This window comes from Pseudoalteromonas sp. SWXJZ10B, assembly GCF_015864475.1.
In the GTDB taxonomy this organism is placed as follows: domain Bacteria; phylum Pseudomonadota; class Gammaproteobacteria; order Enterobacterales; family Alteromonadaceae; genus Pseudoalteromonas; species Pseudoalteromonas arctica.
This window is the reverse complement of the sequence record NZ_JADYXD010000004.1, coordinates 213,026-239,176: the sequence shown is the minus strand read 5'-3', so window position 1 is coordinate 239,176 and position 26,151 is coordinate 213,026. Positions and strand designations below refer to the sequence as shown.

At 39.2% G+C, this 26,151-nt stretch carries 23 protein-coding genes and 3 tRNA genes; 14 read left to right on the top strand and 12 right to left on the bottom strand.

From position 1 onward, the window contains the following. Positions 1 to 6 precede the first annotated feature (6 nt). From I6F54_RS06060 to I6F54_RS06050, 3 genes are all read right to left on the bottom strand, one after another. The gene (locus tag I6F54_RS06060; RefSeq protein ID WP_197140294.1) at positions 7 to 1,389 is read right to left on the bottom strand and encodes an amidohydrolase; all 1,383 of its coding nucleotides are present in this window, start codon (positions 1,387 to 1,389) and stop codon (positions 7 to 9) included. Between the two features lie 100 nt (positions 1,390 to 1,489). Continuing rightward, positions 1,490 to 2,275 carry a hypothetical protein gene (locus I6F54_RS06055; RefSeq protein ID WP_007585117.1) on the bottom strand — a complete coding sequence of 262 codons (786 nt, stop codon included), beginning with the start codon at positions 2,273 to 2,275 and terminating at the stop codon, positions 1,490 to 1,492. A 279-nt stretch (positions 2,276 to 2,554) separates the two neighbouring features. After that, positions 2,555 to 3,247, bottom strand: coding sequence for a DUF445 domain-containing protein (locus I6F54_RS06050; protein WP_197140292.1), 693 nt, complete (start codon positions 3,245 to 3,247; stop codon positions 2,555 to 2,557). A 124-nt stretch (positions 3,248 to 3,371) separates the two neighbouring features. Between I6F54_RS06050 and I6F54_RS06045 the strand changes: the two genes are divergently transcribed. Both I6F54_RS06045 and I6F54_RS06040 read left to right on the top strand, forming a co-directional pair. Continuing rightward, a complete protein-coding gene (locus I6F54_RS06045; protein WP_197140290.1) occupies positions 3,372 to 4,232 on the top strand; it encodes a fructosamine kinase family protein in 861 nt (286 codons plus the stop codon). 140 nt (positions 4,233 to 4,372) lie between these two features. Further along, positions 4,373 to 4,576, top strand: coding sequence for a CPXCG motif-containing cysteine-rich protein (locus tag I6F54_RS06040; protein WP_197140288.1), 204 nt, complete (start codon positions 4,373 to 4,375; stop codon positions 4,574 to 4,576). Between the two features lies 1 nt (position 4,577). Here the strand turns inward: I6F54_RS06040 and I6F54_RS06035 are convergent, their stop codons facing one another. Next, positions 4,578 to 5,204 carry a riboflavin synthase subunit alpha gene (locus I6F54_RS06035; RefSeq protein WP_197140286.1) on the bottom strand — a complete coding sequence of 209 codons (627 nt, stop codon included), beginning with the start codon at positions 5,202 to 5,204 and terminating at the stop codon, positions 4,578 to 4,580. A 128-nt stretch (positions 5,205 to 5,332) separates the two neighbouring features. Here I6F54_RS06035 and I6F54_RS06030 point away from each other — a divergent pair, with 128 nt between their 5' ends. The 5 genes from I6F54_RS06030 to I6F54_RS06010 all read left to right on the top strand — a co-directional run bounded on the left by I6F54_RS06030 (position 5,333) and on the right by I6F54_RS06010 (position 8,184). Next, positions 5,333 to 6,703: an MATE family efflux transporter gene (locus I6F54_RS06030; protein ID WP_197140284.1), complete on the top strand. Its 1,371-nt coding sequence runs from the start codon at positions 5,333 to 5,335 to the stop codon at positions 6,701 to 6,703. Then, positions 6,666 to 7,730, top strand: a complete 1,065-nt coding sequence (locus tag I6F54_RS06025; RefSeq protein WP_197140282.1) for a DUF3080 family protein — start codon at positions 6,666 to 6,668, stop codon at positions 7,728 to 7,730. The genes I6F54_RS06030 and I6F54_RS06025 overlap by 38 nt, the downstream gene beginning before the upstream one ends. 113 nt (positions 7,731 to 7,843) lie before the next feature. Beyond that, positions 7,844 to 7,920 (top strand) — tRNA-Val (locus tag I6F54_RS06020). 55 nt (positions 7,921 to 7,975) lie between these two features. Beyond that, a tRNA-Val gene (locus I6F54_RS06015) sits at positions 7,976 to 8,052 on the top strand. Positions 8,053 to 8,107: 55 nt separating this feature from the next. Beyond that, positions 8,108 to 8,184, top strand: a tRNA-Val gene (locus tag I6F54_RS06010). A gap of 337 nt (positions 8,185 to 8,521) precedes the next feature. Here the strand turns inward: I6F54_RS06010 and I6F54_RS06005 are convergent. The 7 genes from I6F54_RS06005 to I6F54_RS05975 form a co-directional block, all read right to left on the bottom strand. After that, positions 8,522 to 10,441 (bottom strand): DUF7305 domain-containing protein, encoded by a 1,920-nt coding sequence (locus tag I6F54_RS06005; protein ID WP_197140280.1) that lies wholly within the window; start codon positions 10,439 to 10,441, stop codon positions 8,522 to 8,524. Beyond that, the gene (locus I6F54_RS06000; RefSeq protein WP_165741665.1) at positions 10,442 to 10,954 is read right to left on the bottom strand and encodes a PilW family protein; all 513 of its coding nucleotides are present in this window, start codon (positions 10,952 to 10,954) and stop codon (positions 10,442 to 10,444) included. It abuts the gene before it with no gap. After that, on the bottom strand, positions 10,951 to 11,361 hold the full coding sequence (locus I6F54_RS05995) for a prepilin-type N-terminal cleavage/methylation domain-containing protein (protein ID WP_165727826.1): 411 nt from the start codon (positions 11,359 to 11,361) through the stop codon (positions 10,951 to 10,953). Before I6F54_RS05995 ends, I6F54_RS06000 begins: the two co-directional genes overlap by 4 nt. Beyond that, the gene (locus tag I6F54_RS05990; RefSeq protein ID WP_165741667.1) at positions 11,355 to 11,807 is read right to left on the bottom strand and encodes a GspH/FimT family pseudopilin; all 453 of its coding nucleotides are present in this window, start codon (positions 11,805 to 11,807) and stop codon (positions 11,355 to 11,357) included. Before I6F54_RS05990 ends, I6F54_RS05995 begins: the two co-directional genes overlap by 7 nt. Next, entirely contained in the window at positions 11,798 to 12,196 is a 399-nt protein-coding gene (locus I6F54_RS05985) for a type IV pilin protein (protein ID WP_197118742.1), read from the bottom strand. Before I6F54_RS05985 ends, I6F54_RS05990 begins: the two co-directional genes overlap by 10 nt. Positions 12,197 to 13,275: 1,079 nt before the next feature. After that, positions 13,276 to 14,679, bottom strand: coding sequence for a sugar porter family MFS transporter (locus tag I6F54_RS05980; RefSeq protein ID WP_442960969.1), 1,404 nt, complete (start codon positions 14,677 to 14,679; stop codon positions 13,276 to 13,278). A 59-nt stretch (positions 14,680 to 14,738) separates the two neighbouring features. Further along, entirely contained in the window at positions 14,739 to 15,779 is a 1,041-nt protein-coding gene (locus I6F54_RS05975; RefSeq protein WP_007375163.1) for a LacI family DNA-binding transcriptional regulator, read from the bottom strand. A 211-nt stretch (positions 15,780 to 15,990) separates the two neighbouring features. Here I6F54_RS05975 and I6F54_RS05970 point away from each other — a divergent pair, with 211 nt between their 5' ends. Next, a complete protein-coding gene (locus I6F54_RS05970) occupies positions 15,991 to 17,601 on the top strand; it encodes a glycoside hydrolase family 43 protein (protein ID WP_197140276.1) in 1,611 nt (536 codons plus the stop codon). 73 nt (positions 17,602 to 17,674) lie between these two features. Here the strand turns inward: I6F54_RS05970 and I6F54_RS05965 are convergent, their stop codons facing one another. Next, positions 17,675 to 18,631, bottom strand: coding sequence for a Gfo/Idh/MocA family protein (locus I6F54_RS05965; RefSeq protein ID WP_197140274.1), 957 nt, complete (start codon positions 18,629 to 18,631; stop codon positions 17,675 to 17,677). Between the two features lie 162 nt (positions 18,632 to 18,793). On the opposite strand from I6F54_RS05965, the gene xylB reads away from it, so the two are divergent. From xylB to I6F54_RS05935, 6 genes are all read left to right on the top strand, one after another. Further along, positions 18,794 to 20,251, top strand: coding sequence for a xylulokinase (xylB, locus tag I6F54_RS05960; RefSeq protein ID WP_197140272.1), 1,458 nt, complete (start codon positions 18,794 to 18,796; stop codon positions 20,249 to 20,251). A gap of 30 nt (positions 20,252 to 20,281) precedes the next feature. Beyond that, complete coding sequence (xylA, locus tag I6F54_RS05955) at positions 20,282 to 21,601, top strand: xylose isomerase (RefSeq protein ID WP_007375167.1); 1,320 nt, start codon at positions 20,282 to 20,284, stop codon at positions 21,599 to 21,601. A 39-nt stretch (positions 21,602 to 21,640) separates the two neighbouring features. Continuing rightward, complete coding sequence (gene tal / locus I6F54_RS05950) at positions 21,641 to 22,579, top strand: transaldolase (protein WP_197140269.1); 939 nt, start codon at positions 21,641 to 21,643, stop codon at positions 22,577 to 22,579. 58 nt (positions 22,580 to 22,637) lie between these two features. Beyond that, positions 22,638 to 24,656 carry a transketolase gene (gene tkt / locus I6F54_RS05945; RefSeq protein ID WP_197140267.1) on the top strand — a complete coding sequence of 673 codons (2,019 nt, stop codon included), beginning with the start codon at positions 22,638 to 22,640 and terminating at the stop codon, positions 24,654 to 24,656. An 80-nt stretch (positions 24,657 to 24,736) separates the two neighbouring features. Next, a complete protein-coding gene (locus tag I6F54_RS05940) occupies positions 24,737 to 25,120 on the top strand; it encodes a hypothetical protein (protein ID WP_197140265.1) in 384 nt (127 codons plus the stop codon). 13 nt (positions 25,121 to 25,133) lie between these two features. Then, on the top strand, positions 25,134 to 26,108 hold the full coding sequence (locus I6F54_RS05935; RefSeq protein ID WP_197140263.1) for an aldose epimerase family protein: 975 nt from the start codon (positions 25,134 to 25,136) through the stop codon (positions 26,106 to 26,108). Positions 26,109 to 26,151 lie beyond the last annotated feature (43 nt).

Below are 26,151 nucleotides of genomic sequence, written 5' to 3'. Positions count from 1 at the left end.
TGCTCCTTATTGTTGGCCTAACATAAAATCACTTGTTGCTTGATACGCGCTGTCGTTTCTATCGTAAACTTTTGCACCATCAACAAACACTTGTTCAGCTTTAGCATAAACACTAAATGGGCTTTGATTCCAAATAACCACATCGCCCTGCTTACCGGCTTCTAGTGAACCTGTTTTGTCATCAATACCAAGTGATTTAGCCGCGTTAGCCGTGATCCATTTAATAGCGTGCTGCTCAGAAATATCAAAACCATTTTCGTTAGCGCGGTACATAACTTTGCCCGCTTCTTGGTTTAAGCGCTGAATTGTTGTATCTGAATCTGAGTGAACAACCGCACATGAATTTTTAACTGCATCAACAATAGCCACGTTCTCTTGAACCATGTCGTAGGCTTCCATTTTAAAGCCCCACCAGTCTGGCCAAAGTGCAGCACACGAACCATTCTCAGCAAGTAAGTCAGCAATTTTATATGCTTCTACACCGTGATGGAACGTACCCGCGTCGTAATTAAATTCTTTTGACAGGTCAATCATCATTGCCATTTCTTCGGCTTTATAACAATGATTATGAATACGTACTTCGCCTTCAAGCACACCACGAAGCGTATCGTGTTTAATATCACGTACTGGTGCTTCTGGGTTTAAGCCTGCTTCATAATCGACATCGTATTTATCCCATGCACGTTTGTACTCAGCGGCTTCAGCCCACGCCATACGATAACCTGCCATATTACCCATACGGGTTGAAGGCAATACACCTTGACGACCATAAACACGTTTAGGGTTTTCACCACACGCCATTTTTAAACCATACGGCGCATCAGGAAATTTCATACCTTGCATAGTGTGTGCAGGTACGTTTTTAAGCGTAACACCGCGTCCACCAAATAAGTTAGCTGAGCCTGGTAAGATTTGCAGAGAAGTAATACCGCCTTCGCGAGCACGGTTAAAGCCTGGATCTTGTGGCCAAACAGAATGCTCAACCCACACTTCTGCAGTGTTAGGGCTGGTCATTTCGTTACCATCTTGATGCGACTCAACCGACGGGCTTGGGTAGGCACCTAAATGCGAATGAACGTCAATAATACCCGGTGTTACCCATTTGCCTTGTGCATCAATTGTAATATCAGCAGTAGCAGCTAAGTCTTTACCAACTTGTTGTACTTTGCCATCAACAAGTAATACATCAGCATCATCTAAACGCTCACCAGTACCTGTAAGTACTGTTGCATTTGTAATAAGTGTGCTTGATGTAGAAACGGGCTGATAAGTGCTTGGGTAAGGATTTTTGTTGATTGTTATTTTATCGTCTTGCGGGCCGTTTTCTTGGCAACCTACAAGTGCAGCAGCTAAGCCAACTGCTAATAAAGAAGGTGCAAATTTTTGCATGTTGTTTGGATCTCCTGTTTTTTTGCTACTTTAGCGAAAGCTAAGGAATAAAGCCAAAAAAACAGGTGAAAACGCAGTTAATTAAGATGAATATCTGTAATTATTTCTTTATATAATTGTTATACAACTTTTCAAGCGCACCTTCGGTTGTAAGCGATGGATCTTTACTAATAAAGTGCTTAACCGTACGCGTTACAAAATCAGAGTTTTGCTTATGTAACTTAGAAAAATCTTTAATAATTGTATTACCGTCTTTAGCCGCTGTCACTTTGTCATGACGGTGACGATACTGGCTTAGCGCTTTATTAAAATCCCCTTGGTAGTCTTCAACCAAAATTTTATAAAAGTCACTTTTTTGTACGTTTAAATCATTAATGCAGTAATTTAGCGCCTCTTTAAAGTCGGTAAATATCATGCCTTCTACATCAAACTCTTTTGTTTTTTCACGTACTGCTACTTTGGCATCTTCTGTGGCATAGCTAAAACCAGTAAACGCTAAACGCTCAGCGGCTTCTTTTCCTAATTTCATACCCGCTTGAATACTATGCGCAAACTCATCGCTCATATCGCCAAGTTCGTTTTCTTCCCACATGTTATAAACACGCAGAGGTTTTGCGTATTTAGTGGCAAGCTTTTTCTTCATTTTAGTGAAACGCTCATCAATCGTCATCAGCCTTTCGTTATGTAAAAGTGCATGACACTCATAACACGCAGGAATAGATATAAAATCAGCTTCTTCACCTAAATCAACAATGCTTTGTAGCATATGCAGGGGCGGACAATGGTCGCGCTCTGTCGCTTCACAGCCACAATAAAAACACTGGTTAAAATGCTGCTGATCGCAAGCGTATGCTTGCTGATAATAACTGGCTAACGTTTTGCTCACCGTTGCTCCTAAAAAACACGACTAAATTATGGGGGCGATAATAACAGCCTGAAAAAATAAGTCATACCAATTACATTAAATTAGTAATCTATTATTGCGCTAATAAAGTAGCGCAATAACAAGGCGAAATTATAACGTGTAGTTGCTATCACTAATTACTCCCTGCATTGCTCTATCTCTTGCATCCATGCACTCGTACACGAACAATTTTTAACGCAGTAAGTGCGCTATTTAATGCGATAAAATGATTATTTTTTTAATTGGTATCAGTAGTTATATTTAAATCACGGCCGCTATTAAACCAAACAAGCCACCAAACACACCACCCCACACAACAAGCCAGCCTAAGTGCTCGCGGATCATAGTTTGAATAATCTCTTTAACCATTTTTGGGGTAAGCTCATCTAAGCGCTCATCAACTAGTTTAAGCACCGTTTTATGTAGGCTCTCTGCGCTATTACCTTGTGAAAGTGTTTGGCTTACTAATGCTTTAAAGTCGTCAGTTTGGGAAATCTCACTAAGCGACAATTGCATTTTTTCAATAAACTTTTCACGCATTGGCTCTATTGCCGCTGTGCCACCAAACATCCCTAACATGCTACCAAACTGTGACTCTTCAATAACGATAAGTAAATTGTCGAATGCAGGGTTTAAATCAACATTACTAATTATTGGTTCAAAGTCGATATTTGGCTGCGCTTTATTGAGTAAATTATTAATTTTTTGCTCTGAAAAGAACTCCGTTAATATTAAATTACGAATTGCGACTTTAAAACTTTCAAACTTAAGCGCTATAACGCCTGAGCCATATAAAAATGGGACTTTTTCGAACAACATATGAATCGCTAATAAATTAGTTACCGCACCTGAAAGCGCAAATAAACCAACAGATAACACAATTGCTTGGTTAAACATAAAACCGACAACAACACATAAACCCGCTAGCAAATTGGTTATTAAACTTTTGTTCATTTTTACTCCACTTCAGTAAGTGTAATTTTTATTCAATATAATCTTAATTTTACAACGTTTAGATTGTTAAATTAATCTCTTTTTGCCATAGTTTAAATATCTGTTTAAAAGGTGAGCAATTGTTATGTGGAAAACAGTAAACGAGCACATCAGCCAAGCCATTAATCTTGACTTTAAACACACCTATAAGCGCCAATTACAAAGTACAAATACCGACAAACTATTTCAATTAACGGATGGTACGCACAATTACTTAATAAAAGTAGCGTTAAAAAGTGAACTCGAACGGTTAGAGAGCGAATCAATAGGCTTAAAACTCTTAGCCCAAAACAGCTATTTTAAGATCCCTAACTGCATTGTAACGGGTGCAAACATAGAGTTCTCGTTTATTGTTTTAGAGTGGCTTGTTCTTGATAAACAACCCCATGCTACATGGCATGACATGGGTAAAAGCCTTGCTAATATGCACCACAAACACGACCAAGCTATGTTTGGTTTTGATGTAGACAACTACCTAGCGACCACTGTGCAACCCAACAGATGGCATAAAAAGTGGGATGTGTTTTACGCCGAGGAACGTATAGGTTGGCAATTACAGTTACTCGCTGAAAAAGGCATTAACTTTGTTGAACCCGAGCGCTTAATTAATGCCACAAAAGAGCAGCTTCATAGTCACCAAGTAGAACCCTCATTATTACATGGTGATTTTTGGCGTGGAAATATGGGCTTTTTAAAAGCAGAGCCAACGGTATTTAACCCAGCTTGTTATTATGGTGATCGGGAAGTGGATATTGCAATGAGCGAACTATTTGCCCCACTGCCAAGTGACTTTTATACTGCTTACGACCAGCACTATCCGTTATCGCCAAATTACGAAAAACGTAAGTTAATATACCAGTTATACCCTATTTTAAATCACGCTAATATATTTGCTGGGCACTATCTTACTGAAGCTAAACAACATATAGAAAAGCTGCTCAGTTAATACAATTTTCTGCGTAAAATAAATGTCATAATAGGCTATTCAGAACTATATTTAATCAGTAAGTAAGGAGTTCAGCTTTGAGCCATTAAGTAGTTGCTAGCATATACGCAATTACTTAATTATTTATAACTGGAGTGATTATGAAAAATTATTTATCACAACGAATTGCCTGCCCACACTGCGGACACCACATACATTTAGACTTAGACGCAAGCATGGGCGATCAAGACTACGTTGAGGAATGCACTGCCTGTTGTAACCCAATTCATTTAAATATGCATATAGATCATGCTAACAATAAATTAGAGCTACACGTAGACAGTGATGACGAACAAATATTTTAGCTTAAGCCTGATGACGTAAGTAGTTTTCTACTGTATTTACAATAGTGTAAGTTTGCTGATCAACTTCAATATTAAACTTGTCACCCACTTGCGCTGCACCAATATTTGTAATGGCGAGTGTTTCTGGGATTAGGTGTAACCAAAAACCTTGTTCATCAACCTCGCCCACGGTTAAGCTTGCGCCATTTATAGCAACAAAGCCTTTATACAACACATACTTTTGCCACTCTTTTGGTAAGCTTAATTGTATTTTACAGTTATTCTCAAGCTTAACTATTTGAGTTATAAGCGAAGCACAATGAATATGCCCAGACACTATATGCCCACCTAGCTCAGTACCAAACGTAACAGAGCGCTCATAATTAACTAAACTGCCTAGCTCAAGCAAACCTAAATTAGTTAACTTTAGGGTTTCGTCAATTACATCAAAATGCACTTGCGCCACCACATCGTGATTACTTAGCTCAACTTGCACAACGGTTAAACAACAGCCATTAATAGCAATACTTGCGCCTAAATCTAAATGCTTAACGTACTCATCGCTCACCGATACAACTAAGCGTAAAACACCGTCTGTTTGAGTTTTAGAGACTACCGTTGCTTGCGTTTGCACTATTCCTGTAAACATAAAACCACTTTAAATTATTACAAAGTGCTAGTTTAACGTATCAACTAATAAAATCATTCACTCCTGTGATTTTTATTTGAAACACAATAGATTACAATTGCCGCCTGTTTTATCAAATAGCTGTTTTTATGACCTTTTGTAATTGGGAAGCTAAGCGTTTACTTTCCCTCGCTTTACCTGTTTTTTTAGCGCAAGTAACTCTTATTTTAATGTCGGTCGTCGACACCATCATGGCCGGACAAGTCAGTCCTACTGATTTAGCTGCACTTTCTATTGCTACGGGTATATGGAACCCTCTTTTACTTGGCCTTCAAGGTATTTTATTAGCGCTTACTGGTATTATTGCGCAGTTTTCAGGTGGCGATGATCGCAAAGGTATTAGTCATTATTTTCAACAAGCTCTCTATTTAACGGGTATTTTATGTTGCGTAGGCTTTTCTATTACCTATTTAGCCGACACCATTATTTTTAAACTAGACACCAGTCCAGCGATTGCAAATCTTGCGTATGATTATATCCACTTTGTTAAATGGGGCATTTTTGGTTTTTTAATTTTTACCGTATACAGAAACGTTACCGAAGGCATGGGTATGACCAAGCCCGCGTTTTATATAAGCCTATTAGGTTTAGCTGTAAATATTCCGGTAAATTATATTTTTATAAACGGCTTATTTGGCTTACCCGCTTATGGCGGCGCAGGGTGTGGTATAGCAACAGCCATTGTTTTAACCGTTATGGCAATAGCGCAAGTTACCTATTGCCACACAAGTAAAAAGGTAGATGCCAAAGGCCTGCTTTCATCATTTAAAAAACCTAACCTAACCACTATTGGTATAATTACAAAATTAGGGATACCAATCTCACTAGCCACTTTTTTTGAAGTTACTTTATTTGCGTGTATACCGCTGTTTATAGCGCACTTAGGTGCAGTTGCAGTCTCTGGTCATCAAATAGCAGCAAGCGTTACTACTTTGTTATTTATGATGCCGTTAAGCCTATCTATCGCTATAAGTATTCGTATAGGCAATTTATTTGGCCAAAATAAAATGACCGAACTTAAAGTTGCGGTATCTACTAGCTATATTTTAGCAATTGCGATTGCATTATTTTTAGCACTCATAACATTTCTCGGCCGTGATTTAATTAGCCAGCTTTATACCGACAGCCCTGCCGTAATGGCGTTGGCTTCATCGATTATGATTTTAGCGTGTATTTATCAATTACCGGATGCATTGCAAGTTGCAGCCAATGGCATACTTAGAGGGTTAAAATACACCACGCCTATATCGTATATCACGTTTATATCGTATTGGTTAATCGGCTTTTGTTTAGGTTACGTATTGGCAAGAACAGACATAATTGTGCCAGCGATGGGGCCACACGGCTTTTGGGTTGGAATAATAGTTGGCCTAAGTGTTGCTGCTATTTTATTAATGCTAACGGTAAAAAAACGTCTAAAATATGAATTTCTTAAAATTGATACACTTAATCAAAGCTAATAAACTCAGCCTTAAAACATTACCAGCTACAATGCTGGTAATGTTCGTTTTTGCACTTACCGGCTGTAGTAAAGCACAAAGTAGTATAAACGTTACTTATATTGAACGCTTAAGTAGCACAGTTGATACAAGCCCAACACAGCCTGCGCCACTCAAGCAACTCCCCTTACTGCAGCCTACCCCAATAGCACAAAGTGACTTAACACTGAGCATTGTTGAGCTTGCAGGTATTAGCCAATGTAAGCTTAACGTGCTTATAAGTGAGCACAACAATCAATTAGGTAAAACCGCCAGTGCTGCGGGGCAATTAAAGTATCAAATAAACTTTATTAAAAGTGCGCAAGTTTGTTTAAATACACTTGATAAAAATAGCCCTAGTTACACAAAAATACTCGCTGCCAAAAACTACAAAGAAGCACACTTAATGCACTTTTTTAACGCCATGTTATTTAAAGAGCCAGATCTTAATAAAACATGGCTGTTAACATCAAACGAGCTAAGTAGCGAACCCGCTGGCTTTAGTGATACCTTGCAGGCGCTCAAACAACTTGTACTTATTAAGCAGCAAATTAACGCTAAAGAGTTTAGTGAAATTAATAGCGATTCTATTTTTAGCGCACTCGAGCAGCTTAATAAATTTCAATTTAGCCAAGCACTCATTCAATCAGCCCGCACGCAAGTAGTGTTAAACAACAACGCCACACAGCTTGTAAAAACACTAAACTTTAATACGTTGTGCCCTCAGGATAAAAATAATAAAAAAGCAAAAATCATAAGCAACGTATTTCAAAAGTTTTACCTAAAAGAAATTCAGCCCTATCAAGCGCAATTAACTGGTTATCTAGAGGCACTACAACCGCTTTATAATGAGCTTTGGTTTAACGAAAGTATTTCCAGCCCTCAAATTAATAACTTAGTAAAAACGGGCTCGACAAGTAACTTACTGAACTTACTAAAAAGCTCTGCTAAAAATCATGTAATTTGGTGGCAAGGTTTTTATAAAACGTGTGAAATAAGCCCAATATGAATAAAAAAACGGCAAATAAACTTAAAAACAACAAACTTGCTTGATTCACCAACCGCCACGCTATATATTAGCCGCCGTTGTTAAGCAATTAACACCTACTTAAATAAAGTAATACGACTGTAGCTCAGTTGGTTAGAGCACTACCTTGACATGGTAGGGGTCGGTGGTTCGAATCCACTCAGTCGTACCAACATTTATTCTTAACTTAAAGAGTAAATCTATTTAAGTAAAACCTCAAAAATTGTACGACTGTAGCTCAGTTGGTTAGAGCACTACCTTGACATGGTAGGGGTCGGTGGTTCGAATCCACTCAGTCGTACCAACATTTATTCTTAACTTAAAGAGTAAATCTATTTAAGTAAAACCTCAAAAATTGTACGACTGTAGCTCAGTTGGTTAGAGCACTACCTTGACATGGTAGGGGTCGGTGGTTCGAATCCACTCAGTCGTACCAACTTAAAAATAAAAACATCTAAAAGAAAAAGCACTACTCACTCTTGAACAACCGTTCTGTAGTAGTGATTTTGGCCACCCATTAAGAAAGAAATGTTATGCTAATAAGCATACAAATTTGGGTGAAAAAATGAACTTATTAATAAACTGCAAAGAAAAACAAACGTAGCTCCCGAGCTCCTATTTTTACCGTTTTGACATAAACGTATATGAAAAATTAAGAGAGTTTGGTTTTAAGTTTTAAGTTTTAAGTTTTAAGTTTTAGAATATTAATAAGAGAAATGAATTTAGCAAGCCTAATAGCTTCTCTTATAGAAATAAGCTTATTGCAGTATTTTTTATTCATTGCTTTGTTCAATGGATGTAAAGCGCCACCCTTTAAAAACTAATTTGCTCGTTGATCCATTACCACCAGATGAAGAACCACCAAAACTAGCCTCATTTAATGCCGTGTCAAAGTGAATACCACCAGCACCACTTACAATAACTGTATCTCCTAAAATAGATCCTTTAAAACCAACAGCTGAAGTAACTTTAACTTGTGTAAGAGGTGCGTATATAACAGCGTAAAGCTCTTGTGTACCACCTGAGAACTCTATTCCTGTGTCATTTCCATTATATGAACTATAAATACTAAAAACAGGTCGCCCTTCGTCTGTAATGCCATTGTCAGGGGTGTGAACCTGTGCACCACTGCCTATTTGAAACTTTCCTTTAATTATTATAGTTAAACTGCTGTTATCAGGGATCGTTAGCGAACTTGCGCCATTCATTGTAAAATCACCATCTACAAACATAACCGCATTGTGGTTGCTTTTTACCTGCATTCGCCCCTTAATTGTCACGTCATCAAAATAAAATATTTGAGTTGCTGAATCAAGAAAAGTAGCAGCTTTAGCATTAATAGTCCCATCTGGAGTACTACCAAAATCTACTAAAAAGTTAGCCTCATTAGTCTCTAATTCGAGTAAGTCCCCAGCACTGCTATTGTTATTTATAAAAAGGTCAGGGCTTGTTGTAGTAACTGACACGCCATCAATCGCTGTTTTGATATCAAGTGGGTCACACGTAGTTAACCCTCTATTATTTTCACTCTCTGGTGTTATTTTTTCAACAGGCTCAATAGTTGGTATTGATATTTCTGTACTTGATACTTTATAAGGTAAAAAAGCATACTCTGGTGTATCGTCTTTAAAAGATCCGTTACCTGCGTATCTTAAATCTTTACTATCAATAGTACTGCCCCACTGTTTAAGTGTTACATTACCTTGAACACGCACTCCACCGTATACGGTTCCACCTGTTTGTTCATAATTACCGGAAGTATAAACACCGTTACGTATTATTGTTTGTGTAAGAGCCACTAAACCATATGAACGAATTGTTCCTTGGACTGTATTACCTGTAACCGAAATAGAACCGGATGAACTCACATCTCCACCAACTGGCGTTTGCTGTATTGAGATAGATTGGTTTGCAGAAATACTACCCGAAACAGTACCACTACTTTGTGTGAAGCTTAAATATGCAGATGCATCTCCTCCAATAACCACACCACCAGAGAGTATTAAATTGCCATTACTATGAATATTGCCTGTAACATCTGCGCCTTGAATAATTGATAAGTTACTCGAGGATAAAACATCACCTTCAATTGTGCCGCTACCATTGAGCGTAATATCACCAGTATCGTTAACTGTATTAACAAAAGATTCTTCTGATGTATTTTTACTGCCATCATCTAGCGTGTCGTTATAATCCCCTAAAGACGAATCATAACTATCAATTAAGCCACTTCCACTAATTGCAACACCAGAACATCCTGTAATTCCATTAGAAAAAACTGAGGCACTGGTAGTTCCGCCGCCACCTACTACATATTCAAATATAGCTTGCATTTGGTCCTCGCCTTCAAAGCGGGTTCCTTCGCTAGAAATTAAAATATCGCCATTACTGTCAATCTCGATGGTTGCATTGTATATACTAGATTCAAGTGAGCCTGTTCCAGAAACTTCACTATTACGGGCTATTAGATCATTAATATTTATAGTCGGGTCTGCAAGCATTGCTGTTTCAAGTTTTTCCATACTTGAAAATACGCCTTTTTCAGACATCAACCTTGCGTTCAACTTTTTCTGAAAATTACCACTCAAACGTTCCTGAATCACACTATCTCTAAGAGTGCTAAGTACAACAATTGAAGCCATAGATGTTAAAATAAGTACAGTAACAAGCGTAAAACCAGATGTATTTTTCATTTATTGAAATGCCTTATTCATTACCATTTGCGACAAAGATATATCAATAACTAAGCTGTTATTAAATTGGCTTGGTAAGTTTGTAGGTTCTACAAGGACACTCACAACATTGTTATCAATTAGATAGCTGATTGTATTAACACCTTTTAATATTTTTACTTTGCCATTACCTATATCACAAAATAATGAGTCGTCTTCGTGACTATATTTTTCAGTGAATGGCGCATTAATTATTGAGCCTGTGCATGCAAGTACACCCGATTCTTGCTCAACACTTAAAATATTATCGCTATAAGTAGGAATTGAGCTGGTTTGTTTTAGACTTCGTGTAAATACTTTACTGCTAAATCGGATTACATCTAATGCATTTTCTAAATCTTTTGCTGTGCTGGTACTGCTATTAATTGAAGAATAAGCCAGGCTCACACCACCTAATAAAAACATACCTGCAGCAAGTGCAACCATAAGCTCTATTAACGTAAAACCATGGTGCTTATTTATTAAATTTTTCATGGCACGCATCCAGCAGGTAGCGTCGGAAAACTTCCTGTAATTACAACACGGTTTTCTAAATTGTCAGTCAAACGTTTATCTTGCCATGTTATTTCAACAGTTAAATCATTAGAAAAATCCGCTGGTAAAATAAGTGTATAGGCATCAATCTGTGGAGATAAATAAGCTCTGAAATCAGCATCATTGTACAAATCAGGATTCGTTTGTTGCAGTTCGCATAGGTGTGGCCAAATTCGTTCTAATACATTATTAGCCTCAATTATAGATACCGTATAATTAAAACTGTTTGTTATGTATTGCAATGATTTTAATTGCCCTGAGGCTAATCCTAATAAAGCCACGGTTGCAATAATTAATGCAATCATAACCTCTAAAAGAGAAAATCCTTTATTGCGATTCTTTAGCATGTTTCAGGCGCCTCAGCTAACCAACTTTGCCCGCTTTGTAAAATACACAGTGTAAAATCAGAAGTTGAGCTATCACCATCGGTTACTAAAATTTGATAGGATTGACTTAATTCGCCTGTACTTGAAATATTAATATCTTCAAGGCCGACTGAAATGCTGTTATGCGTGATTTCAAACATGTTTAACATTGTTTGCTTAGAGTCTATTTCTGTTTGTACCTGCCATTGGCTGTCTGTTAGTTTGAGCGAGACTTTTTGATCCCTTTTGACCGCTTCGCTTCGCGCGAACTTAAAAACACTATGCAATTGGTTCGAGTTTGTAATTAATCGATCCCGCTTTATAAAAGTAATAAACGAAGGAGCCGCAACGGCAGTTAGAATACCGATAATAGTCATCGTGATTAAAACTTCGAGTAAAGTAAAGCCAATGCTTTTTTTTACCAACACTGGGATTTATCTGCAGACTTTGTACCGCTTTGATTTACAGACAACTTGCCACACTCGTCACTTTTTTGTGCACCTTTAGGAGTAACTTGTATTGTAAATTCAGACCCATTTGAAGCACCTGTAGTTGCATCGGTTGTATAGCTAAAGGAGTAATAATCTGAGGTAGGAAAAGTAAATGTACTTGGGTAGCCACCAACACGGGTGTATTGCCTTTCTAAAACAGCTGTTTGTTGTAATAAAATCTGTTGCACATCTGCTCTTCTACTTTGCTGTATGTAGCTCGTATAACTAGGAAGTGCAATTGCATATAAAATCCCAATAATTGCAATTACTATCATTAATTCTATAAGAGTAAAACCGGAAGGTTTCTTAACCCGCTGTGTGTCCAATTATTTAATTCCATTATTTATAGCAATATGTTTAATTTTGCAAAAATTAAGCCAAGATTCATTTTGTAGTACATGATAGTGCCAAACAATGTGCTGTCAATAATATAAAAGTTTGAATATTAAGGATTGTACGATTAACTTCAACAATACCCTGAATTAAACTAACACATCTAAAAAGTTGCACTAAAACAGTGCGTTAGGTAACTCCTTAGAATAATTATATATTTAATTAAAACCAACCCTTAAGTACTGCAGGCTTTAGCATTTTATTTATTTAATAAATAGGCGTGGGTTATTACTCTAAAAAATAATTTAAAAAAAATCGTGCGGCCTTTTACCTCACTATTTAAGTTTCAAAAATAATTACCTGTATTTTATTTAAGCATTTTTATATTGAATTTTATCCACTAGAAACAAAACCTCCCGTGTGTTATTTTTAAAAATATAAGTAATTAACCAGTTTAGGAGCTTTTCTTGAAAACTACGCCGCCCTAAGCAAACACGTCTATTTTCATCAGCACACTTCGTGCAACTCTAATCGCCGCCTGCGCGAGAATCTCTGTTATTTAAATAAAAAAAAGCCGAGAAAAAAAGCCGAGGGTCAAATCTTGACTTCAGATATCAAAATTTTTGAATGACGGGTTCTCGCTCACTGCAGACTATCAGCTGTATTTGCTTTTTAGTTGCTTATTACACAAACTGCGCAACTACGTCTTGTTAAAAAAAACTACGTCACGTCTAATATTATTCATTTTTAGAACATGGCCGAAGGTTGATGACCCAGTTAACAACTAAGGGAAAACAGCGATGGAGACAGCTCGAATCGAAATAATAAAAGTTAAAAAATGATGTTAAACGCTATTGCAGATAGCGATATTGAACAAGCGACTCACACTTTACTTAAATGCATTAATAATTTAACTATTGAGAAATGAGGTAGTTACTGCGAGTTTATAAAGTGTTTGGGTTTAGTAAAAAAGCTTAACGAGTGAAGCAGTCTAACAACGCCAAAACTATTGCTTTAGTTCTATTATTCTAGTTCTATTGCTTTAGTTTTGGCGCTTATTAAAGGGATAATACTAGCCTTTCATTTGTTCAAGCTCTTTGCCTTTGGTTTCGTGTAAAAACTTAAATACAAATATGACTGAAACAAACGCACAAAATGCGTAAAAACCATAAGCCCCAGCTAAACCAATGCCTGTGAGCATAACAGGGAACGACCAGGTAATTAAAAAGTTAGCTATCCACTGGGCAAAGCCGGTAACTGCAAGGCCAGAGCCGCGAATTTGGTTAGGGAACATTTCACCTAACATAACCCACATTACAGGGCCCCACGATAAGTTAAAAAAGAACACATACGCATTAGCGGCTATTAAAGCAACTATGCCCTGCTCTCCTAATTCTAAGTTGCCTGTTGAGCCAATATCTGCATTTAAAAAGGCATAAACAATAACCGAAAGCGTCACCGTCATACCAATTGAGCCGGTTAACAAAAAAGGCTTTCTGCCAATTTTGTCTATAAAATACATGGTAATAAACACCGCTAAAATACTTACAAAGCCGCTTATTATATTAATGAGTAACGCGTCAGATTCAGTAAAACCGGCTGCTTGCCAAAGTACCGCGCCGTAGTAAAAAACAACGTTAATGCCGACTAATTGCTGAAATGTAGCTAAGCCAATTCCTATCCAAACAATGGGGCGTAAACGTTTTTTAGGTTTATCAATAAGATCAGATAATTTAGGTTGGTGTTTATCGCCAGCAAGAGACTCTGCTATTTCATTTAATTTAAGAGCGGCAATTTCAGCACCATATAATGACGATAAAACACGTGCAGCAGCGTCTTTTTTACCAGCCATAATTAAGTATCGTGGGCTTTCAGGGATAAAAAATAAAGCGATTAAAAACAAGCATGCAGGTAATAACTCAACCCAAAACATCCAACGCCATGTTTCAAAGTCGATCCAAAATATAGCCGTAGAGCCGCCAGCCGTATTTGCTAAAAAATAGTTACTCACAAATGCGCTAAATAAACCAAATATAATAGCCACTTGTTGCAGTGTAGAGAGCGTGCCTCTGTATCGTGCGGGGGCAATTTCGCTAATATAAGCCGGGGTCATAACCGATGCAGCCCCTACCGCTAAGCCGCCTAAAATGCGATAAATCACAAATTCAAACGATGTGACTGACACACCCGAGCCCCAAGCACTTATAATAAATAAAGCAGCGGCAAAAAGTAAAATTAGACGCCGACCAAATTTATCAGCTAACCGACCTGCGCAAAACGCACCAATGGCACAGCCAATCAGCATACTCGATACGTTAAATCCCGTACCTGCACTACTGGAGCCAAACGCCGTTTGGAGTCCATCAACAGTGCCGTTAATTACGCCGCTGTCAAACCCAAATAAAAAACCGCCAATAGTCGCAACAAAGCAAACCAGTACTATTAAAAGTACATTTTCTTTCTCGTTCATAAGTATCCATATTGTGTGTTGTTGTTATTTTATATAGATTTTGAAGCTCAAAAGGGTGTGCTTATTTAGTTATTTTTATTGGTTGAGCTTGATTCTCTTTCTATTAATTCAAAATCTAAAATATGTCTTAAGTCTAAGCTTTTTACATTGCTCAAATCGTTATACTGACCTGATGCAAGTAAAGTAATGGCAAGCTCAGCCATTTCATTAATAGGCTGTTTTACCGTAGAAATATTTGGCCAAACTATGGTTGCAAGTTGCGTGTCATCAAAGCCAACAACCGACAGTTCGCTTGGAATATTAATACCTTGTTTTTGAGCTATTGAGATTACAGCGGCTGCCATATCATCGTTAGCTGCAAAAATAGCCGTTGGTTTATCATCAAGCGAAAGTAATTTTATTGCCGCTTCCATACCCGATTGATAAGTAAAACTGCCCTGCTCTATATACTCAGGTGGCGTTATTATTTTATTAGAGCGCAGCGCATCTAAATAACCTTGGTAACGCAAACGGCTTACACCTTGTTTAGTGTCGCCAATAATATGTGCAATTTTGCTATGCCCTTGATTTATTAAATGCTCTGTAACATCAAACGCCGCTTGGTAATCGTCCATGCATATATAAGGTGAGCGATTTAATTTTGTATCTGGCGTTATTCTTACAAACGGAATATTTGCTTTAGTAAGAACATCTAAAACCTGTTCGTTGTCGCACATAGGTGGCAGTAAAATCATGCCATCAACCTGTGTAACATCAATAAGTTGCTTTACCGATTCAATTGTTTTGTCAATATCGGTATGCGCTTCGTCAACAACAAGGTGGTAGCCCAATGCGCGGCATTTTTTAAGCGCTGCCAATAAAAATTGGCTTATGTAAGAGTCACTTGGGTTATCGTATAAAAGCCCTAAAAAAAATGACTTAGTACTAGCAAGGCGCCTAGCAGACACATTTGGCCTGTAATTTAATTGCTCAACAACCGCCATTACTTTTTCGCGGGTTTTGTCGCTTACTTTTTTGTCTTGGTTGAGCACGCGCGAAACTGTCATCATTGATACACCAGCCTGCTCGGCTACATCTTGTATTCTTGCTCTTTTAGGATCGGCCATTACTGTTATTACCTACTCACAATCAGTGGATTGTTATAATTAACTTTCTTAATTTTCATTATACATAATTGTAAAGCTTGATATTGTTTACAGCGCGTTTTATATGATTACTTATTGACAAAGTCTTATACTACACTGAAAATGTTAGCGCTAACAACAAATTTATAATATTCACACCCAATAATATAAAAAACTTAAAAAGGCCTATATTATGAGCATGCTGCAAAACCCAATTCTAAGAGGCTTTAACCCAGACCCAAACATTGTCAGAGTTAATAACGATTACTACATAGCCACTTCAACATTTGAATGGTTTGGAGGTGTGCAAATTCACCACTCTACCGATTTAGTAAATTGGCGAGTTATAGGCCAAGCACTTAACACCGTAGAGCAACTCGATATGCGAGGAGTGCCTGATTCTTGCGGCGTATGGGCACCGCAACTTAGTTACAATAATGGCCGTTTTTATTTGGTATATACCAATGTAAAAAGCTTTGATGGCCCTTACAAAGACACACCAAACTATTTTGTATCAACCACTGATATTACCGGTAACTGGTCACAAGCGACTTACTTAAACTCTAGCGGTTTTGATCCGTCTATTTTTCACGATGATGACGGTAAAAGCTATTTGCTAAACATGCTGGTTGATCACCGCAACAACGCACTATTTGGTGGCATAGTAATGCAAGAGCTTTGCCTAAAAACCAATAAATTAATAGGCGATGTTAAACCTATATTTTCAGGCACAAAACTTGGTTGCACTGAAGGCCCACATATTTTAAAACGCGGCGATTACTACTATTTAATTACCGCTGAAGGTGGCACTGGGTATGAACACTGCATTAGTGTAGCGCGTGCTAAAAACGTATTTGGCCCTTACCAAGTACACCCGCACAACCCCGTTATTACAGCAGCCCACGAGCCGAGTAATACGCTACAAAAATGTGGCCATGGAGATTTTTTTCAAACACAAACCGGTGATTGGTACACGGTATTTTTAACATCAAGACCACTGACTGAGCGTGGCCGCTGCATTACAGGGCGTGAAACAGGGATTGAGCAAATAATCTGGAAAGACGATGGCTGGCCTTATGCAAAACACACAAATAAAGCCCCCAGAATACACGTACCCGTTGAAGGTTTAACACTAAATCCACAGCCTCAACCATCAACAAATATTGATTTTAGTAACGATGATCTGACTGTTGATTTTCAGTCATTGCGTATACCCATGTGCAAAAGCTGGGTGTATAAAAACACTCAAAAAGCATCGCTTACCCTAGTAGGTAAAGAGTCTTTAAGCTCATTGCATCAGCAAAGTTTTATTGCCAGGCGTGTACAGGCTCATCATACTGTTAGCAGTACATGCGTTGATTTTGCGCCGAGCAGTTTTCAGCAAATGGCGGGGCTAGTATGTTATTACAACACCGCTCATTACTACTATTTGCATATAAGCGGCGGCGATGTAGGCGATGAAACCACACCACGTTATTTAAATATAATAAGCTGCGATAAATACCAAACAAGCACGCCTGTTGCACCGCTTTTGCTTAAAACAAACAAACCTGTTTACTTAAAAGCTGACTTTAATGGCGCTCAGCTGCAGTTTTACTACGCCACCGAAAAAAGCTGCTGGATAAAGTTTGGTCCAGTGCTCGATGGCAGTATTTTATCTGATGATTACGTGCAGCAATCACCACAAGGGTATCGCCCGTGTTTTACCGGTGCTTTTGTTGGTATGGCGTGCCAAGACTTATCGGGGAAAAATAAAGAAGCTCACTTTTCATTTTTTAATTATGACGAACCTAGCGGCGAATAAATCGCCGCCAGTTAAGTTTATTAGTTGATTTAGAGCTGATATAAAACCATTTAAAAGCTCATTCAAAGCTCTATTAAAACAGGGCTTTAATACGCTCCATTTGCGATTGTAAAAGTAAACTTTGAGAGTGGCTCATAATGTCACTCTCTCGTTTGTTTTCGCTCAGTAAGCGCCCTACTTCTTGCGCTTCAAAGCTGTAACCTTGTGACTGCCTGCCATCTTCAAAATGCTCAATTAAGTCATCAAGCTCATACAAAGAGCACTCATAAGCCCTAAATGCATCGGGTATTTTTATATAGCCTTTGTCGCCAATAATATACGCGCCATTCCCTAACCGGCATTGAAATGACGTTGCTAAGCTCACCATTACATCGCCACAATTAGCAGTAATAAGTACATCGTCTTCCACGCCTTTGTAGCGAATATTTGCTCTTACGTGTAAGTTTTCAAGGTCGTTATTTAAAAAGTAATTGGCAATGGCAAGCGGATAAATTCCCATATCGAGTAAACAACCGCCCGCTAAATCTGGGTTGTATTCACGCCCGTCGGGGTTAAAAGGCACAGGGTAACCAAAGTCAGCTTTAACATGTTTAATAGTGCCAATTCGCCCTTGCCCTACCCATTGTTTTGCTTTTTGTATTGCAGGTAAAAAGTACGTCCACATGGCTTCCATTAAAAATACGTCGTGCTTTTTAGCCAGTAAAAACAACTGCTTGCACTCTTCAGCCGAAACCGTAATGGGCTTTTCGCACAATACATGCTTACCTGCTTTAATAGCATCGCTGGCATTTTTAAAGTGAAAGTTATGCGGGGTCGCAATGTAAACTACATCAACGTTTTTATCGTCAAATAATGCCTGATACCCTTCGTAGGCATTGGCCGCACCATACTTGCTCGCAAAAGCGGTTGCATCATCTCCATTTCTTGCTGCAACTGCGTACGCAACACCATTATTTATATGTGCTAAGTCTTCACAAAATTGTGCAGCAATTCGGCCACAACCAACAATACCCCAGTTTATTTTTTTCATAGTGTTTCCTTATGATCTTAAAAAGAAATTTAAGTGAACTCCAACAACCAAGCAATAAACTTGCAAATTAATTGTTAAACATAGTTTAAAACTAGCTTGACTTAACAATATCAAATCATTAATGTTAGCGCTAACACTAAAACAACATTAAGTATCACATTTATGTTCCTTGGTATCGATTTAGGCACTTCAGGTGTAAAAGTAATTATTTTAGACGAGCAAGACCAATTGCTTGCTCAAGCAAGTGGATCTTTAAGCGTTTCACGCCCAGCACCCCTTTTTTCTGAGCAAAACCCTTCAGATTGGTGGCTTGCTACCTGTAGTGCAATCGAGGAGCTTAAAAATACTCACCCTGCATTACTAAAATCGGTAAAGGCTGTGGGCCTTTCTGGGCAAATGCATGGCGCAACGCTGCTTGATAAAAACAATAATATTATTCGCCCAGCCATTTTATGGAACGACGGGCGCAGTGCTGCACAATGTGTAGAGCTTGAAAAACGCGAACCTAACTCTCGTAATATTACCGGCAACATAGTAATGCCTGGTTTTACTGCGCCTAAATTGGTGTGGTTAAAAGAGTTTGAGCCAGCAAATTTTGCAAAAGTAGCCAAAGTATTATTACCAAAAGACTACCTACGCTTTTTAATGACCGGTGATTTTGCATCAGACATGTCTGACTCAGCAGGCACACTGTGGCTAGACGTAGAAAAAAGAGCATGGTCGCAAAAAATGCTTAGCGCCTGCGACTTAACAGAGCAACACATGCCTACCCTTTTTGAGGGCACACAAATTACTGGCAAATTAACAGCCCAAGTTGCTGCTAAATGGGGTATGGAGCAGGTGCCTGTTGTTGCAGGTGGTGGCGATAATGCCGCAGGCGCTGCCGGGGTTGGTGTAGTAAGGCCTAAACAAGCGTTTTTGTCATTAGGTACTTCGGGCGTTTACTTCGTTGCTAACGATAAATACCTGCCTAACCCAGAAGGTGCTGTACATACTTTTTGTCATTGCATTGAAAACACCTGGCACCAAATGTCAGTGGTGTTAAGCGCAGCAAGCTGTTTAACCTGGGTCACTAAATTAACCGGTTTTAAAAACGAAAGCGCATTGCTTGAACAAGTAAGTAAATGCGATTTTAGCAAACCAAGCTCTGTGATATTTTTACCTTATTTAACTGGCGAGCGTACGCCGCATAATAACCCCGATGCCAAAGGCGTATTTTTTGGTTTAGATAGCGATACCGATGCAGCAGCCCTTGGCCGCGCAGTACTAGAGGGCGTTGCTTTTGCCTTTGCCGATGGCCAACAAGTACTGCTTGATGCTGGTGCACAAATTGACGATGTAACCGTTATTGGTGGTGGCGCTAAAAGCCCACTGTGGGGAAAAATCATCGCAAGTGTACTCAACCGCCCCCTAATTTACCGAGAAGGCTCAGAAGTTGGCCCCGCATTTGGCGCTGCAAGACTTGCCCGAATAGCAGTAACACAACTCCCTGCACAACAAGTGTGTGTTAACGGCAAAGTAACGCAAACAATTGAGCCAGACCCAGTCATGCAAAACTTTTACGCACAACAATACACAACATACAAAGCACTTTACCAAAGTGTAAAAACATACTTTTAATACACTATTATAAAATTAATGGAGCACATTATGAGCGAACAATTTTTTACAAACGTTGAAAAAATCAAATTTGAGGGTGAAAACTCTAAAAACCCATTTGCATTTCGTTACTACGACGAAAACCAAGTAGTGCTTGGCAAAACAATGAAAGAACATTTACGTTTTGCAGCCTGTTACTGGCATAACTTTTGTTCTACAGGGTTTGATATTTTTGGGGAAGGTACGTTTGACCGTCCTTGGATCCAACCTGTAGGCAATCAATTAGAACTTGCTGAACAAAAAGTAAAAGTAGCTTTTGAATTTTATGAAAAATTGGGCGTTCCTTACTTTTGTTTTCATGATGTTGATATTGCCCCTGAAGGCAAAACACTACAAGAAAGCCACGATAACGTAACGCACATAGCAAACATTATCGAAAAAGAAATGCAGCGCACAGGTGTAAAACTACTGTGGGGTACTGCTAACTTATTCTCAAATCAGCGTTTTTGTGCCGGTGGTGCAACAAACCCTAATCCTAATACGTATGCATATGCAGCAGCACAAGTTAAACATGCAATGGAAATTACGCATCGTTTAGGCGGCGAAAACTACGTACTTTGGGGTGGTCGTGAAGGTTACGACACGCTACTAAATACAGACCTTGCACAAGAAAGCGAACAGTACGCACGCTTTTTGAAAATGGTTGTAGAGCACAAGAAAAAAATTGGTTTTAAAGGCACATTATTAATTGAGCCAAAACCACAAGAGCCAACTAAGCACCAGTACGATTACGATACAGCAACGGTTGCAGGCTTTTTATACAAGCACGGCTTACAAGACGAAATTAAAGTAAACATTGAAGCAAACCACGCAACACTTGCGGGTCATAGCTTCCACCACGAAATTGCAGTTGCTTGCGCTGAGGGCATTATGGGTAGTATTGATGCTAACCGTGGCGACATGCAAAACGGTTGGGATACTGATCAATTTCCTAACGACGTAGCTGAGTGCACACTTGTTGTTTACGAAATTTTAAAAATGGGTGGTTTTACAACGGGCGGCTTTAACTTTGACACTAAACTTCGTCGTCAATCGTGTGAGCGTGATGACTTATTCATTGGTCACATTGGCGGTATGGATACGATGGCTAAAGCATTACTCAATGCAGCTGCAATGATTGAAGGTGGCGAGCTGACTGACTTTGTTGAAAAACGTTACGCTGGTTGGAAAGAAGACCTAGGTCAAAGCATTCTAAATGGTGAGCAATCACTTGAGAGCCTTTCTGCCTTAGTACACGAGAACAACATCGATCCTAAGCAAGTTTCTGGTCGCCAAGAACTGCTTGAGAATATTGTTAACCGCTACGTATAAGGACATCGCCTCGGTTTTAAAGCCGAGGCGTACATCATTATGAACTTGTTAGAACAACTCAAAAAAGTAACCACGGTCGTTGCCGACAGTGGCGATGTAGAGTCAATCAAAGCTCTACAACCGGTTGATGCAACAACCAACCCTTCGTTAATTTTACAAGCTGCAAAATTACCTCAGTATAAACATTTAATTAGTGATGCTATAAGCAAAGCTGGCAATGACGTTGACGCTATTTGCGACCAACTTATTGTTAACTTTGGCTGTGAAATACTAAAAGTAATACCTGGGCGTATATCAAGCGAAGTAGATGCGCGTTTATCGTTTGACACCCAAGCAAGTATTGCCAAAGGGCGTAAGCTTATTTCACTTTACGAGCAAGCGGGTATTTCAAAAGACCGCGTACTTATTAAACTTGCTTCAACGTGGGAAGGCATTAAAGCCGCTGAGCAGTTAGAAAAAGAAGGCATTAAGTGTAACTTAACGCTGCTTTTTTCGATGGCGCAAGCCATTGCGTGCGCACAAGCTAACGTAACGCTTATATCTCCGTTTGTTGGTCGTATTCTTGATTGGTACAAAGCCCGCGATAATAAAGAATACACCCCAAGCGAAGATCCTGGTGTGCAGTCGGTTACAGGTATTTATCAGTACTATAAAAAGTACGATTATAAAACCGTGGTAATGGGCGCAAGCTTTAGAAACATTGAAGAAATAATCGAACTTGCTGGCTGTGATTTACTCACTATCTCGCCACCACTGTTAAATAGTTTACAAAGCCAAGAAGGTGAACTGGTTACAAAGCTTGACGCTGCAAACATTGCCAAAGCACCGCAAAGCGACATAACCCCACTCACCCACGAGCAATTTTTATGGCAGCACAACGAAGATGCAATGGCCAGCGAAAAGCTCGGTGAAGGCATTCGTAACTTTGCCAAAGACCAGCGTATTTTGGCTAAATTGGTTGAAGACCTACTACACTAATTTCCCTCAAGCCTGCCACATTACGTGCGGGCTTTTTTAATTTTATTTGAGGTAATACATGACTCAGCTTTCTTCTCGTGCGCCTTTTGCTAATGCCATTCGCGCACTCAGTATGGATGCGGTACAGCAAGCAAATTCAGGGCATCCGGGCGCACCTATGGGTATGGCCGATATAGCCGAAGTACTGTGGAACGATTTTTTAAACCACAATCCTAACGATCCAAATTGGCCAAACCGAGACCGCTTTGTACTCAGTAACGGTCACGGATCTATGCTTATTTATTCTTTATTGCATTTAAGCGGGTACGAACTACCACTTAGCGAGCTTAAACAATTTAGACAAATGCATTCAAAAACCCCAGGTCACCCTGAATACGGTTATACCCCAGGTGTTGAAACAACCACAGGTCCGCTTGGCGCAGGTTTATCAAATGCCGTAGGTATGGCTATTGCCGAAAAAGCCCTAGCAGCACAATTTAACAAAGAGAGTTTTGATATTGTTGATCATTACACTTACTGTTTTATGGGTGATGGCTGTTTAATGGAAGGCATATCGCACGAAGCATGTTCGCTTGCAGGCACATTAGGCCTGGGTAAACTTATTGCTTTTTGGGATGATAACGGTATATCTATCGACGGACACGTTGAGGGCTGGTTTACCGACGACACCGCTAAACGCTTTGACGCTTACGGCTGGCATGTAATAAAAGATATAGACGGCCACGACCCAGAACAAATTGCCAGCGCCATTGCACAAGCCAAACTAGTGAGCGATAAACCTACCCTACTTTGTTGTAAAACCGTGATTGGCTTTGGCTCGCCAAATAAATCAGGCTCGCACGACTGCCATGGCTCGCCATTAGGCAATGACGAAATAACTGCTGCACGCAAATTTTTAAACCTCCCAAATAAAGCATTTAGTATCAGTGATGATATTTACGCCCATTGGGACGCTAAACAAAGCGGTGATAAAAAACAAAAACAATGGCAACAACTGTTTAGCGACTACACCAAAAGCCACCCAGAGCTTGCTAAAGAATTTGAGCGCCGCGTAATTAAACGCACCCTGCCTGAAAACTTTGAAACAATTGCAAACAACTATATTGCACAGTGCAACAAAGACGCCGCTAACATTGCCAGCCGAAAAGCCTCGCAAAACACCATTGAAGCCTTTGCCCCGCATTTACCAGAGTTATTGGGTGGCTCTGCCGATTTAGCCGGTTCTAACTTAACGCTGTGGTCTGGCTCTAAAGGCATAAGCGCAGATGACGCCAGCGGTAATTACCTGTTTTATGGCGTGCGCGAGTTTGGTATGAGCGGCATTATGAATGGCATATCACTGCACAGTGGTTTTATTAATTACGGCGCAACGTTTTTAATGTTTATGGAATATGCCCGTAACGCAGTAAGAATGTCAGCACTTATGGGTATTCAAAATATATTTGTATATACCCACGACTCCATAGGCCAAGGTGAAGACGGTCCAACTCATCAACCTATTGAGCAGCTAGCCAACCTACGTATGACCCCAAACCTAGTCACATGGCGCCCATGTGACACGGTAGAAACCGCAGTATCGTGGAAAAACGCAATACAAAATCAGCAGCAACCTACTGCGCTTATTTTTAGTCGCCAAGGGCTAAACCACCAGCCACGTAGCGCACAGCAAATTAACGATATAGAAAAAGGCGGCTACATTCTTAGCGATAGCAGTAAAACGCCTGAGCTTATTTTAATTGCAACAGGCTCTGAGGTTGATTTAGCAATGCAAGCCGCTAAAGAGCTTACAGCACAAGGCGTTGCAGTGCGTGTGGTATCTATGCCAAGCACCACATTGTTCGACCTGCAATCAGACGATTACAAGCAAAGTGTATTGCCAAACTCGGTAGCAAACCGTATTGCAATTGAAACATCACATCAAGATTACTGGCTTAAATATGTTGGCTTACAAGGCAAAGTAATTGGTATGAGCACTTTTGGTGAATCGGCGCCAGGTAACGTGTTATTAGCGCACTTTGGTTTTACCACCAAAAATGTAGTGAGCACCGCGCAAGCGTTAATTAAAGCCAACGCTTAATACTCTTAAAAATACAATTTTATCCAATTAATGCGCTAAGTATCCCAATGCTTAGCGCATTTTTAAATTTAAGGAATATGATGAAATACTTACTATTAATTATGCTTTTTAGTGCAGGTACTAGTTTTAACGCATGGGCAAATGACAAGCAAAATGATGAACTAATGCTGACGATTTTTTTAAAGCACGACCAATCAAAAAGCCTCTCTGAAATAAAAGAAATACTCAACAGCGCTAACTTCTACAAACATTTTCCGCCAGAGGGTGCAACGGTAGAATCTTGGAAAGTAATGATGGGTATAGGGCAAGTAGTTACTCTGCGCTTCCCGGCAGCGCTACTGCCAAAAGTAAATTTATCAATAGAACGCTATGGCTGGAAAGCTTACAGCACTGAGTTTTATCCAACATACGACCTGTACCCAATCGTAAAAGAAGAAATTAAAAAAGCCAGAACGAACAATTAAAAGAGTAACCAACATGACAACTTCAATTGTTCAATACACACTAAGTAATGAAACAAACGATACTATTTCTATTATTAACTACGGTGCCCGGCTTACCAGCTGGGTTACCCATGTTGATAATAAAAAACGAAATATTATACTTGGCTATTCTAATATTAATGACTATTTAAACGATACGTTTTACTTAGGCGCGGTAGCCGGTCCTTATGCAAACAGGCTAAATAACGCACAAGTACACATTGATAATAAAGCCTATGCGCTTAATAAAAACGAAGGAGTAAACCAACTCCACGGCGGTAAAAAAGCATTAAGCGACTTGTTTTGGCATCTCGATTACCATCAAAAAAACGTGTTAAGTTTAAGTATTACCCTACCCGATGGTTATAACGGCTACCCCGGTAAAACCACATTTAATGTGCTGTATACCTTTACCACTAACAGTAAAAACCAAAGTAATCTTGATATTAAATTTACTATTACCAGCAATAAAAAAACCATTACGGGGCCTACATCACACCCGTATTTTAATCTAAATGGTATTACTAATAGCGCACAAGGGCATGTATTAACATTAGCCGCAGCGCATTATACGCCCGTGGATACACATGCCATTCCTACCGGTTTAATAGCCCCTGTAGCCAATACGCCTTTTGACTATACAAATGCGCGGGTGCTTAATAAAACCGATAAACTTGATCATAATTTTGTAACCGAGCAAACGCTTAACCTGCAAATTATTAAGCAACACGCGACGCTTACAAGCGCTGATGAAAAAGTAATGCTGAGTGTGCTTTCTAACTACCCTGCCATTCAGGTGTATACAGGGCAGCACTTAAAAGGTGCGTTTAATGCATATGACGGTATTTGCCTAGAGCCGCAATTTTGCCCCGACAGCCCTAATAACCCACACTTCCCATTTAGCTATTTAACACCACAAGTGCCTTTGCAAACGCATATTAGTTATTGCTTAACTAACTTGAAATCTTAATAATAAACCTATCAAAAATAGCTATTTTAAGCGCTTAAAACCA

Excerpts from the sequence above, each read along its gene's own strand:
- I6F54_RS05935 (WP_197140263.1), top strand. The coding sequence starts at position 25,134 with ATGACAACTTCAATTGTTCAATACACACTAAGTAATGAAACAAACGAT.
- xylB (WP_197140272.1), top strand. The coding sequence starts at position 18,794 with ATGTTCCTTGGTATCGATTTAGGCACTTCAGGTGTAAAAGTAATTATT.
- I6F54_RS06030 (WP_197140284.1), top strand. The coding sequence starts at position 5,333 with ATGACCTTTTGTAATTGGGAAGCTAAGCGTTTACTTTCCCTCGCTTTA.
- I6F54_RS05975 (WP_007375163.1), bottom strand. The coding sequence starts at position 15,779 with ATGGCCGATCCTAAAAGAGCAAGAATACAAGATGTAGCCGAGCAGGCT.
- I6F54_RS06040 (WP_197140288.1), top strand. The coding sequence starts at position 4,373 with ATGAAAAATTATTTATCACAACGAATTGCCTGCCCACACTGCGGACAC.
- tkt (WP_197140267.1), top strand. The coding sequence starts at position 22,638 with ATGACTCAGCTTTCTTCTCGTGCGCCTTTTGCTAATGCCATTCGCGCA.
- I6F54_RS05995 (WP_165727826.1), bottom strand. The coding sequence starts at position 11,361 with ATGCTAAAGAATCGCAATAAAGGATTTTCTCTTTTAGAGGTTATGATT.
- I6F54_RS05965 (WP_197140274.1), bottom strand. The coding sequence starts at position 18,631 with ATGAAAAAAATAAACTGGGGTATTGTTGGTTGTGGCCGAATTGCTGCA.
- I6F54_RS06050 (WP_197140292.1), bottom strand. The coding sequence starts at position 3,247 with ATGAACAAAAGTTTAATAACCAATTTGCTAGCGGGTTTATGTGTTGTT.
- I6F54_RS06060 (WP_197140294.1), bottom strand. The coding sequence starts at position 1,389 with ATGCAAAAATTTGCACCTTCTTTATTAGCAGTTGGCTTAGCTGCTGCA.
- I6F54_RS06000 (WP_165741665.1), bottom strand. The coding sequence starts at position 10,954 with ATGAAAAATTTAATAAATAAGCACCATGGTTTTACGTTAATAGAGCTT.
- I6F54_RS06005 (WP_197140280.1), bottom strand. The coding sequence starts at position 10,441 with ATGAAAAATACATCTGGTTTTACGCTTGTTACTGTACTTATTTTAACA.
- I6F54_RS06025 (WP_197140282.1), top strand. The coding sequence starts at position 6,666 with ATGAATTTCTTAAAATTGATACACTTAATCAAAGCTAATAAACTCAGC.
- tal (WP_197140269.1), top strand. The coding sequence starts at position 21,641 with ATGAACTTGTTAGAACAACTCAAAAAAGTAACCACGGTCGTTGCCGAC.
- I6F54_RS06035 (WP_197140286.1), bottom strand. The coding sequence starts at position 5,204 with ATGTTTACAGGAATAGTGCAAACGCAAGCAACGGTAGTCTCTAAAACT.
- I6F54_RS06045 (WP_197140290.1), top strand. The coding sequence starts at position 3,372 with ATGTGGAAAACAGTAAACGAGCACATCAGCCAAGCCATTAATCTTGAC.
- I6F54_RS05970 (WP_197140276.1), top strand. The coding sequence starts at position 15,991 with ATGAGCATGCTGCAAAACCCAATTCTAAGAGGCTTTAACCCAGACCCA.
- I6F54_RS05940 (WP_197140265.1), top strand. The coding sequence starts at position 24,737 with ATGAAATACTTACTATTAATTATGCTTTTTAGTGCAGGTACTAGTTTT.
- xylA (WP_007375167.1), top strand. The coding sequence starts at position 20,282 with ATGAGCGAACAATTTTTTACAAACGTTGAAAAAATCAAATTTGAGGGT.